The organism is Megasphaera sp. AF13-6AC (assembly GCF_027685385.1).
In the GTDB taxonomy this organism is placed as follows: domain Bacteria; phylum Bacillota; class Negativicutes; order Veillonellales; family Megasphaeraceae; genus Megasphaera; species Megasphaera micronuciformis.
Map to the genome: position 1 here is coordinate 1 of NZ_JAQCUN010000035.1, position 11,579 is coordinate 11,579.

Annotated in this window: 10 protein-coding genes and 1 pseudogene; 9 read left to right on the plus strand and 2 right to left on the minus strand. The window is 45.1% G+C overall.

Annotation, left to right across the window (positions count from 1 at the left end):
• From PGX78_RS03330 to PGX78_RS03340, 3 genes and pseudogenes are all read left to right on the plus strand, one after another.
• A pseudogene (locus tag PGX78_RS03330) lies at positions 1–270 on the plus strand (radical SAM protein); the annotation flags it as partial.
• 26 nt (positions 271–296) lie between these two features.
• The gene (locus tag PGX78_RS03335; protein ID WP_270445389.1) at positions 297–926 is read left to right on the plus strand and encodes a hypothetical protein; all 630 of its coding nucleotides are present in this window, start codon (positions 297–299) and stop codon (positions 924–926) included.
• Positions 927–959: 33 nt separating this feature from the next.
• Positions 960–2,111, plus strand: a complete 1,152-nt coding sequence (locus PGX78_RS03340; protein WP_270445390.1) for an ABC transporter substrate-binding protein — start codon at positions 960–962, stop codon at positions 2,109–2,111.
• Here PGX78_RS03340 and PGX78_RS03345 read toward each other — a convergent pair.
• Complete coding sequence (locus tag PGX78_RS03345) at positions 2,099–2,797, minus strand: M48 family metallopeptidase (RefSeq protein WP_270445391.1); 699 nt, start codon at positions 2,795–2,797, stop codon at positions 2,099–2,101. The two genes, PGX78_RS03340 and PGX78_RS03345, sit on opposite strands and share 13 nt — an antisense overlap.
• Before the next feature lie 50 nt (positions 2,798–2,847).
• Here PGX78_RS03345 and PGX78_RS03350 point away from each other — a divergent pair, with 50 nt between their 5' ends.
• A complete protein-coding gene (locus PGX78_RS03350) occupies positions 2,848–3,402 on the plus strand; it encodes a 3'-5' exonuclease (RefSeq protein ID WP_270445392.1) in 555 nt (184 codons plus the stop codon).
• Between the two features lie 35 nt (positions 3,403–3,437).
• Positions 3,438–4,385, plus strand: coding sequence for a 2-hydroxyacid dehydrogenase (locus tag PGX78_RS03355; RefSeq protein WP_270445393.1), 948 nt, complete (start codon positions 3,438–3,440; stop codon positions 4,383–4,385).
• 46 nt (positions 4,386–4,431) lie between these two features.
• Here the strand turns inward: PGX78_RS03355 and PGX78_RS03360 are convergent, their stop codons facing one another.
• Positions 4,432–6,321, minus strand: a complete 1,890-nt coding sequence (locus PGX78_RS03360) for a sigma-54 interaction domain-containing protein (protein ID WP_270445394.1) — start codon at positions 6,319–6,321, stop codon at positions 4,432–4,434.
• A 203-nt stretch (positions 6,322–6,524) separates the two neighbouring features.
• Between PGX78_RS03360 and iorA the strand changes: the two genes are divergently transcribed.
• Genes iorA through PGX78_RS03380 form a run of 4 tightly spaced genes read left to right on the plus strand, consistent with a single transcriptional unit; the run spans position 6,525 to position 11,508 of the window.
• The gene (iorA, locus tag PGX78_RS03365) at positions 6,525–8,303 is read left to right on the plus strand and encodes an indolepyruvate ferredoxin oxidoreductase subunit alpha (RefSeq protein ID WP_270445395.1); all 1,779 of its coding nucleotides are present in this window, start codon (positions 6,525–6,527) and stop codon (positions 8,301–8,303) included.
• A gap of 1 nt (position 8,304) precedes the next feature.
• Positions 8,305–8,880, plus strand: coding sequence for an indolepyruvate oxidoreductase subunit beta (locus tag PGX78_RS03370; protein WP_270445396.1), 576 nt, complete (start codon positions 8,305–8,307; stop codon positions 8,878–8,880).
• Positions 8,881–8,940: 60 nt separating this feature from the next.
• Positions 8,941–10,278, plus strand: a complete 1,338-nt coding sequence (locus PGX78_RS03375; RefSeq protein ID WP_270445397.1) for an aromatic amino acid transport family protein — start codon at positions 8,941–8,943, stop codon at positions 10,276–10,278.
• A 42-nt stretch (positions 10,279–10,320) separates the two neighbouring features.
• Positions 10,321–11,508 (plus strand): pyridoxal phosphate-dependent aminotransferase, encoded by a 1,188-nt coding sequence (locus PGX78_RS03380; RefSeq protein ID WP_270445398.1) that lies wholly within the window; start codon positions 10,321–10,323, stop codon positions 11,506–11,508.
• The last annotated feature ends 71 nt before the right edge of the window (positions 11,509–11,579 follow it).

Here is an 11,579-nt window from a genome sequence, read left to right on the forward strand (position 1 = left end):
ATTCCTCGCACGGCCCCTTTATCTATCGATGTCGGAGCCGGACGATTTACTCCCTTAACAGCCCGCGGTTTTCTTGACGAGCTGGAAGCCGTTTTACAACAAACAACAATGACTTCCCCTTGTATTTTCCGCAGCAATCATGTTTCCAATCTCTTGGCCCTCGCCGGCACGTTGCCCCAAGATAAAAGTGCTCTTTTATCTGAGCTAAGTTTATACAAACCGCAACTGGATAATACGGTACCTCTCCTCAATGATACCGGTGGTTTTTAATTAATATACTCATGAAAGGATATATTATGAAAAAAGTATTCGTTCTGTTACTTCTAATCCAAGTCATCTGTCTTACATCTTTGGCAGCTGATACGGCAACTTTTGACGGTAGTCGGAACGTACTGATTTGCCGTACGACACAAGATAATTATGCGTCTCATTACTTAAATAAAGGTATCAGGGAGCCCTTTCGGATTCCTTGGTGGAATGTTATAAACGCCGATGAAGTTCTTTCTTCGTCCGACATTACGGAAGCGAATCTGGCCGAATTGGCTACTCGCTATCAGGCGGACCTCGTCATCGTTCCCTTTGTCAACCATTGGTACTTCAGACAGTTTCAAGGATTCTTCCCGTATAACGACGACTGGTATACGGAATACTCTTATCGCTTCAGTCTCTATGCTTACGATAAAGAAACCGCTTCCTTCCGTTCTTACACCGTAAACGGACAAGGAAGTAAAGAAGCCGTCGACTTGAATAATCCCGATGATATACTGAGACCGGCTGTAAAAAGACTTCTCGATGAATTCCCGTACAAACGAATTCCCGGAGATCGCCCTCACTCTTCAAGTTCGATAAACAAATCTCTTTCCGTATCTACAACAAACGGCGGAGCCAAAATCTACAAATCTCTTGACGGCGCCGTATCCATTTAATCATTTCGACATGATTCATTCAAAGGAGCCTCTATGGTATTAAGCGGAAAAAAACGTCCCTTATTACTTATACCTGTAATTATTATTCTCTTTACACTTTGGGTTCACTATACACGTATAACCTCAAGCGTACGCATCGGTGTCAGTCTAAACCTTTCCGAAACGGCTGACCCTGCCGAGTTACATATGGAACAGGGCATCGAGTTGGCCGCCGACATACTCAATGAAAAGGGCGGCATTAACGGTCGTCGTCTAGAAATTATGACACTGGATAATAAGGGAAATGAAAAAGGCAGTGAAATTGCGGCTGAAAACGCGGCTTTGCGCCATGCCGCAGCCTTAATCGGCCCTTTAGATTCAAAGCTGCTTTCTCCGACAGCCATCGTAGGCGATAACAGAGACTTGCCCATCATTACTCCGGCATACGTCGATACTGATATGTGGACGGACACTTGTACAGGGATCCCTTACAATTACGTGTTTACCGCATCCCTCACCTCTGCGGAAGAAGGGCGTGCCATGGCAGCCTTCGCCTCTCAAAAACTACATAAATCCCGTATATTAGTTGTCTACGACGGAGATTCTCCCCGTTCTGCCGCTGCCGCCGAAGCCTTCTCCGCCACCGACAATATGGAAACTTTTTCAATGGACATGCATCAACATGATACGGCCGATTTATGCAAATATTTGCTTACCGCCTCGTATGATGCCATCTATATGCCGCTTACAGGACGTCAAGCTGCTTCTTTTATAACGTTCTTGCGGCAAGCCGGCCGTTCTCCCGTTGTCTTGGGATCTTCTCTATGGAGTTACGACGGTTTGGAACAGTATCTGCCGCCTACTTATTTACAAAGTCTTTTTTATACGGAAGCATACGGAAATGACCCGACATATGAAGCAGGCGAAGAGTTTGCCGAACGCTATTATGCGAAGTACGGAATTTCTGCCGACTCATATGCCTCTTCAGGATTTGATGCTGTTATGTTGATCGCCGAAGCGGTTAAGCTTTCCGGTTCGACTGCCCCGGAGAATATACATAAAGCCTTATCCTCCATTTCCGACTATGCCGGTGCCGCGGGACCGACAACCGTACAAGGACGGCATATAACTCATCCCGCCTTTATTTTTACCTTCTGGCAGGGCAGTCCGGCTTTATTGGATGCGCAGTCGCCTTATAAACAATAAGGAGTATACTCTTTAAGTGCCTCTCGCCACCTGCGCCACTCGGGCATCATTCGACTCAAATACGCGTAAAATCGTACCGAGTGATTGGGCTCCAAAAAGTGACATAATTCATGTAAAACAACTTGATCCGTACAGGACAATGGTGCTATAACCAAATAGGTATTTAAAGTAATCAAACTTTTAGTCGGCATGCAAGACCCCCAACGAGAGCGCATGCGACGCAACTTCATCTGCGGATACGGAACGCCGTACGGAGCCGCCACAGGATACAAGCGTGCTAACACCTGTGGAAAAACGTGTTCCGCCGTTTCATTTAATAAATTTCGGTAAAGGCTGACTCGTTCATCTCGGTTATCTTTTTCGTAAACGTACAGATATACTCCGTTTTCCGTTATACACGCATGATGACGACGGGTAGCGGGCTCAATGAACAACGGCATTTCCTTACCGAAAATATTCACACTCGTACCCTCTGCCAGAGTGAGCCTCCGCATAGATACCTTTTCAATAAATAAGCGACGCTCTTGCAAAAACCGTTCTACTTCTTTTTTAGATACGAAGGGCGGCGATGATACATATAAACTTCCGTCCGGTCTGACGCGAAGATTTAGGGTTTTAATGGGTTTGCGTCGCCATTCATATTCGTATACATTTTCACCGATGCGTAGAGTATCTGTTGTTTTCATGATAATACTCCATTTACCTCTTTAATATATTCACTATAAGAAGGGATTTTATGTTGGAATTTACGGCCATTGATTTTGAAACGGCCAACCGTTACGCCGACAGTGCCTGCTCCTTGGCAGCCGTAAGTATAGCCGGTCAGGCAGTTATGCATGAGGGATATACATTAATTAAGCCGCCGTTTAACCGCTTTGACGAGGACAATATTCGAATTCACGGAATTACTCCGCAAATGGTATCTGCCAAGCCGACCTTTGACGCTTTATGGCCGGATATACGTGAACGTCTGAATAAACGAATCCTTATTGCCCACTATGCGGTCTTCGATACACGCGTATTGCGTAGCTTAATTAAGCGCTATAATCTACCGGGACTGGATGCCTCTTATGCTTGTACCGTTGAAATTTCACGTAAGGTTTGGCCCGATCTTCCTAATCACAAATTGGATACGGTTGCCGACCATTTGGGCTTTACCTTTCGTCACCACCAAGCTTTAGACGATGCCCGTGCTTGTGCCCGAATCGTTTGTGCCGCAGCCGAGCGTACCGGGGCCTCATCCGTCGAGGATTTACTGACTCGTACGGGTCTGAAATTAAAGCATTTCTAGTATATTACTATATCACTTTAAGGAGATTATTTACCATGAACATTGTCTTACTTGAATCCCTGGGAGTTACTCCCCAAACGCTACAGTCTTATTCCAAAGAATTGGAAAGTCTCGGCCATACCTTCACCGCTTATGAACGAACAAATGATACGGCGACATTAATTAAAGAAAGTGCCGATGCGGATATTCTAATGATAGCCAACATGCCTTTATCCGGAGAAGTCATTCGTGCCTGCAAACACTTGAAATATATTAATATAGCATTTACAGGAGTCGATCATGTAGACCTGAAAGCTGCTGAAGAAATGGGCGTTAAAGTCAGCAATGCTTCAGGATACTCAACGGTGGCCGTTGCAGAACTTACCTTAGCCATGATGCTCGACTTACTCCGCAACGTACCGCAAATCGATGCCGCTTGCCGCCGAGGACAAACGAAGGCCGGCCTGATTGGGGGCGAATTGGAAGGAAAAACAGTGGCCATCTTCGGCACAGGAGCTATCGGCACCAAAGTCGCTCAATTGGTACACGCCTTCGGAGCTCGCGTTATTGCTTATAACGGATTTTCCTCTAAACCCGATACGGAGCTCATTACATACTTACCTTTAAAAGAACTCATGCAAGAAGCCGATATCGTCTCTCTCCACTGCCCCGTAACGGACCAGTCGAGGGGAATCATTAATAAAGAAAGTCTGTCCTATATGAAACCTACAGCATACCTTATTAACGAAGCTCGCGGTCCGGTTGTGAATTCACAGGATTTGGCAGACGCGCTTAATAACGGCTCTATTGCCGGTGCCGCTATCGATGTCTTCGAAACGGAACCTCCCATTGACGTCAACCACCCCCTGCTTCACGCAAAAAATACTATAGTAACTCCTCATGCCGCTTTCGCTACCCATGAATCAATGAATAAACGAGCTCACATCGTATTTGAAAATATTCACACCTTCTTGGCAGGAAAACAGCAAAACATTATTCTCTAAAAGCTGAATGAAAACGGACCGCTATGCGGTCCGTTTTTTATATAAATTACTCTTTTTCTTTCAATCTCGTAAAAACCGTCTGCCTACTCAAATGCAGAATTTTAGCCACCTGACTTTGCGTATATCCTTGTGCCCTCAGATCATGAATGAGCGATTGTTGGAATAAGTGCTGAAGCTTTTTCATATCTAAATCGGGGAGCCCTTCTCCGTTTATGTCAATTGCTTCTTCAGGTGTATCAAATAAGTAGCCGTAGTCCCCTTTGTCTTCTTCCCCTAAAACATGATAACGCAATGCCACACTGTACAGTTCACGGATATTTCCCCACCAACGATGTCTTTGCAAAGCCTTTTTCAGAGCTTGCGGAATACACTTCTCACTATACGGATGTTTCGATATATTCTCCATAAACAAAGCAAACAGGTAAATTATATCAGACGGCCTGTCATCCAATGTCGGTAAATTCAACGTCAGTGTATTGAGACGAAAAAATAAGTCATTTCTGAATCTCTCCTGTGATACCTCTTTGACAACATCCTGATTGGCCGCCGAAATAATCCGTATATCCAGCGGAATGACGAAGTCGGAACCTATTCTCATGACTTCTTTTGTTTCCAGAACTCGTAACAGTTTAGACTGTATATTAGCGGACATACTGTTTATTTCATCGAGAAAAATAGTCCCTGTATGAGCTAATTCGAAAAGTCCCGCCTTCCCCTCTTTTCTGGCCCCTGTAAAAGCGCCGCCGACATAACCGAAGAGCTCACTTTCCAACAAGTCCGACGGCAAGGCCGCACAGTTTACGGCCACAAAAGGGCCCTTATGACGCATACTGTAATTATGAATACTCTGGGCAAAGAGTTCTTTCCCCGTTCCGCTTTGTCCTTGAATCAATACGGGCGCTTCATAAGTTGCCATCACCTTAGCCGTTTCTATGACACTTTTCATCTTTTCGTCACGCGTCTTAATATCTTCAAAATGATGGGCCGCCACCAAGCCCGTACGAGACAACTTATAGCGAATATTTTTTTCTAAGTGCTGAAGTTCCGTTACGTCTCGAATATTTAAGACATAGCGTGTGTCATTGTCAACTTTAAAGATCGTTGCCGTCAAAACCAGAGTGTAAGAACGAATTGTGATGACCTTTTCTTTATCACACAGTTCACGAGGTTCTATATTTAATGCTGACGGAAAAGCCGAGGCTATATTCTTTCCCTGATCAACGTAATGTAAATATTTCTTAGCCGCTTTGTTGACATGATATATATTTCCTTCCTCATCGCAAACAACAATCCCGTCATGATAGTTTTCCAAGACGGCGCTCATCGTAGCTCCCCAACTTTGCCCCTGTCGTTTAAAATCAACGAGTTCGCATGCATACTGGTAAACGGATAAAATAGCCGACTCACTGGGGCGAATAGTCATAATCGGCATCGGTGTATTGGCAATTTGCGGCAACAGTGTACAACCGACAATAACCGTATTCCGTGTCACGGGAATTCGATTCACAATAGTACGCAATTCCTGATATGTCGTTTCTATCGCATATGCAGCATGTATTTTTAACTTCTGTTCAAGTTCCGCAGGACAGGCGGCGGCATTAAACATAAAATTTTTGCTCAACAAAAGGTGTATAGTATCATAGTCCTTTACCTGCTGCAATGTATACAACGTGTCACTGGTCGAACTGTAAAGACATAAGACGGGAATCTCTTTAACGGCGGCACTTAAAATTTGATAAGACCCGCTATTGGTAATAATGACCTGTGCTCCTCGGGCAATAAGTTGTTCAGCTTGCTCGACAACCCGTTCCAACTCAATAATTGCAATTTCCGTATCAATCTGTTTTTTCTCTTCTTCCGGTCTATAAATCCAAAGAATAGATTCTACTTCTTTTTTCAGTAATTCATCGGCAAGTAAAAATACGATCTTTCCCATAAGCATAGCCTCCTCTTCTTTAGAATACACCGACATGTAAAGTCATGTCTATTTTTTTTACATTTTTTTATGTCTTTAATATCTTTAAAATCTACCTTTCGCATAAATCCGCCATTTTATATGTTGGCACGATAATTTCGTTCATAAGTTTAAGAACGAGAGACGTAATAACGTCATATTTTATTAAACCAGGAGGTTGTACGATGAAAAAACTTTTAACAGGTGACGAAGCCGTCGCCAGAGGCCTCTACGAGGCCGGCGTCCTCTTTGCCTCGGCCTATCCGGGCACTCCCAGTACGGAAATATTGGAAAATGTATCGGCGTATGATGAAATTTACTCTGAATGGGCCCCTAACGAAAAGGTAGCTATGGAAGCCGCTATCGGTGCATCAATGGCCGGCGTCCGCTCTTTTGCCGCTATGAAAATGGTAGGCGTAAACGTAGCTGCCGATCCCCTCTTTACCTTCTCGTATTTAGCCGTAAACGGCGGATTTGCCTTCGTTTCCGCAGACGATCCGGGTATGCACTCATCCCAGAACGAACAGGATAACCGAAACTACGCAAAATTCATGAAAATCGCCATGCTTGAACCTTCGGACTCCCAAGAATGTCTCGATATGACCAAAGACGCATATCGTCTCAGCGAAGAATTTGAAGTTCCCGTCATGATTCGTATGACGACACGAGTCTGTCATTCCAAGAGCCTTGTTACCGAAGGCACTCGCACGGAGGTCGCCCCTGTTCTGTACGAAAAGCATCCTGAACGAAATGATGCTATTCCGGCTGTTTCCAAAGTACGCCGACATATCGTCGAAGCTCGCGAAGAAAAATTAAAAGCTTATAGCAACGCCTGTCCTTGGAACTACGAAGAAATGCATGATACGAAAATCGGTATTGTTGCGTCCGGTGCCGCTTATATGTATGCCAAAGACGTATTCGGCGATAAAGCATCCTACTTTAAGGTCGGTTTATCCTATCCCATGCCGGTTGAAAAAATCCGCGCATTCCGCGAAAAGGTAGACGAATTATATGTCATCGAAGAGTTGGATCCGTATATGGAAGAGATTCTTCGCACGGCCGGTATCGACTGCCACGGCAAAGACGTCATTCCCAAGATTGATGAATTAAACCCCAATATCATTGCCGAAGCCGTTCTCGGGACAACCCGGGAATTCAATGATGTACCTCAAGACTTATTGGTTCCCAGACCGCCTACATTCTGTGCCGGCTGTCCGCACAGAGGCTTCTTCTATGCCCTCAGTAAGCGGAAAGATACGGTTATGATCGGCGATATCGGTTGCTATGCCCTCGGTGGTGCCGACCCGTTAAACGCCATTGACCTGGCAGTCTGTATGGGTGCCGCATTCTCCTTAGGACACGGCATGTCTCACGCTTTCGAAAAAAGCAATCAACCGAAACGCGTCGTCAGCATCATGGGCGACTCTACTTTCTTCCATACGGGGATTAACTCTCTCATAGAAGTTGCCTACAATGGGTCTCCGACAATCAATGTCATCCTCGACAACCGTATTACGGGCATGACCGGTCATCAGGAAAACCCCGGCACAGGCTACAACATTAAAGGAGATACAACCTCGTTTATCGACATCGAAGCAGTCGTTCGTGCCTTAGGTTTGAAAAATATCCGCATCGTCAATCCCTTGGACTTAAAAGCTATGAACGAAGCTTTAGACTGGGCTTACACTATTACGGATGAACCGTCCGTAATCATCACCAAATGGCCTTGTGTTTTGAAGAAATTCTCTAAAGAAGATAAAGAGCAATTCGATTTAAATATGACGCCCTTCGTCGTCAACCGGGACAAGTGCATCGGTTGCAAAAAATGTCTCTCTACCGGTTGCCCGGCATTGCGTTTTGACGACGAAAACAGAAAATCGAATATTTCCGTAGACTGTGTCGGTTGCGGCGTTTGCGCCCAGGTCTGCCCGGTCAACGCCATTTCCCGAAAGGAGGCTCGTTAACATGAGCGAAATCAAAAACGTGCTCTTTGTCGGCGTCGGCGGACAAGGTGCAATTCTTGCCAGCAAAATTCTCACTATCGGTTTAATAGAAAGCGGCTATGATGTAAAGATGTCGGAAGTACACGGTATGAGTCAACGCGGCGGTTCCGTAAGTACCCAAGTACGCTTCGGTCCGAAGGTCTACTCTCCCATTATCGGGACGGGAACGGCGGACTTACTCGTTTCTTTTGAAGAAATGGAAGCAGCTCGTTACCTGAAATTCCTAAAACCCGAAGGCAAGGTTGTTGTCAACACTCTCCAGATTCCGTCTATGCCCGTCTTATCGGGAAAAAGAAAATATCCGCAAACCGTCTTGGAAGAACTAAAATCGCGGACTACCGTTTTACCCTTAGACGCCACACAAATCGCTACGGATATCGGCAATCCCAAAAGTGCCAACGTCGTTCTTCTCGGCGCCTTAATCAAAGCGTTGAATTTAACGGATATTGATTGGAAATCTATTATCAGTCGTACAGTAAAGCCTAAATTCGTTGATATAAACTTGAAAGCATTTGACGCAGGTATGGCTGCCGTATAACAACTTTACTTCTCTTACGGGTCGGGGGAGACCCGTAAGAGAGATTTTCAGGAGGGTATTATGTCTTTCATTGAAAAGCTTCCTATCATCAACCGTTTCACAGGCCCTTCTCAAGAAGAGCTGGCTAAAGAAGCGGGCATGACCCTTTCCGAATGGAAGGCCGCAACCAAGATTGGCGGTATTGACATCGGGTGGATTATTATGGACATCGGTATGGCAATCGGCGCCGGAATTGTCTTTCTTCCCGTACAGGTCGGCTTATCCGGCTTGTGGATCTATATTCTTGCCGCACTCATCGGCTATCCCATTATGTACCAACATCAGAAGCTCTTCTTAAATATTTTAGCCGATGCACCGAAATGTGAAGACTTTGCAGGCATTATTTCCGGATACCTGGGCAAGAACTGGGGCTTTGCCTTAGGGGCTGTTTATTTTGTCTTTACGACAATTCTCATCTTCCTCTATTCAACCGCACTCACCAATGACAGTGCTTCTTTCCTCGTAACCTTCGGAGTCACGGAAACATCCATGGCTGATAACATCTTCTACGGATTGGGTATCATTTGTGTCCTCGTAGCCGTTGCCTCTCAAGGCGAAAAGCTGTTATTTAAAGTCGCATCGGGCATGGTCCTTACGAAGGTCTTCGTCATTGCCGCCATGGGCATTTTAATGGTTCAATACTGGAATGCCGCCAATATAGCTCCTGTGCATAATATGGGGTATATAATTAAACAATTCATCATCATTTTACCCTTTGCCGCATTATCGATTGAATTTTTCGCCAATCTCAGTCCTACGGTTATCTACTACCGCAATCATGCCGAAAATAAGACAGTAGCCCACTATAAGGCATTGCGCACATACAATTACGCTTACATCATCTTATTGGTAGTCGTAATTTTCTACACCGTATCCTTCAACTTGGCAATATCTCAAGAGCAGGCCATTCAGGCATATCATGCCAATATCTCCTCCTTGGCCATGGCGGCGAAAGATATTGACGGCTCGTTAGTAAAAGTCTTCAGTCTCCTGCTTAATATTTTTGCCATTGTAACTGCATATTTCGCTATGTTCCTTAGTTTCCGCGATTCTTGTTGCGGCATTGCCGTTAACATATTGGAACGGATTGTCCCTATGGATAAAATCAACCGTACAATCATTAAATACGGCACCAGTATTTTCTGCATAGCTCTTTGTTGGGCCGTCATCGTTTTTAATGCACCGGTACTCAGCTTTGCATCCCTGTTAAGTCCTATGATCGGAATCATAGCTTGTTTCTTACCCCTTTGTCTTGTATATAAACTTGACGTTTTTAAGAAATACCGCACGTTCCAGGTCGTACCCATAGCCTTACTCGGTTTCTTCTTACTTATTTCACCGTTTATCTCCCTTTCATAGGGACGGTTAACATGATATTCTCTTCATAAAGGAGTGATTTCATTGGCATCTAAAGAAATGTATCAATGGGGGGCTCAGAGCTCCGTAATTCGCGACCTCTTTACATATGGCCGTGAACAAGCCGCAAAAATAGGCGACGAAAACGTATTTGATTTCAGCATCGGTAACCCTACCGTACCGGCTCCGGAATGTATCAAAGACGCCATTACGGAAATTATGGAAACCCGCACAGCCGTTGCTGTCCACGGCTACACGGCCGCAGCCGGCGACCCTGTCGTCCGCAAAGGATTAGCCGATTATATGAATAAAACCTTCAATGCCGGCGTTGAAGCCGGTAACTTCTACATAACATGCGGAGCTGCCGCTTCCTTGACGATTACGTTAAAGGCCCTTGTAGAATCTTCGGACGATGAAATCGTCGTCATTGCTCCGTATTTCCCGGAATACACAGCTTTTATCAAAAATTCGGGAGCTGAAAAAGTCGTAGTACAGCCCGATATGGAAAGCTTCCAGATTCCCTTCGATGCTTTGGAACAGGCTATTACATCGAAAACACGAGCTCTGATTATCAATTCTCCGAACAACCCTTCCGGCGTCGTATATTCTGAAGATACATATAAGAAATTAGCCGCTCTCTTGGAAAAGAAGTCCGGCGAAATCGGACACACAATCTATTTAATTGCCGACGAACCGTATCGCGAAATTATTTATGACGGCCTGACCGTCCCTTATGTTCCTCACTACTATAAGGATACGATTATCTGCTATTCGTACAGTAAATCCCTGTCCTTACCGGGCGAACGCATCGGCTACATCCTCGTACCTCCTTCGGCTACGGACAGTAAGGAAATTTATACGGCTGTCTGCGGTGCAGGCCGCATCATGGGCTTCGTATGCGCCCCCCATCTCTTCCAGGACGTAGTCTTAAAATGCCTTGGACAAACGTCGGACATTTCCGTCTATGACGCGAACAGAAAATTGCTTTATAACGGTCTTAAAGAATTGGGCTATGAATGTGTATATCCGAGCGGGGCCTTTTACTTATTCGTTAAATCTCCCGAAGCTGATGCCAATGCCTTCTCCGAAAAAGCAAAGGCGCTTAACCTGCTCATTGTACCGGCTGACAGCTTCGGATGCCCCGGCTATGTCCGTATTTCCTATTGCGTACAGCCCGATATGATTCGCCGTTCTCTCCCGGCATTCGCCGAATTGATGAAGTCCTATCGTTAAATCTCGTTCTTCGCTTACCTACTATAGAAAAGAAGGTGCTTCATGGATTTTCTCAACGAATACCGAAAAAA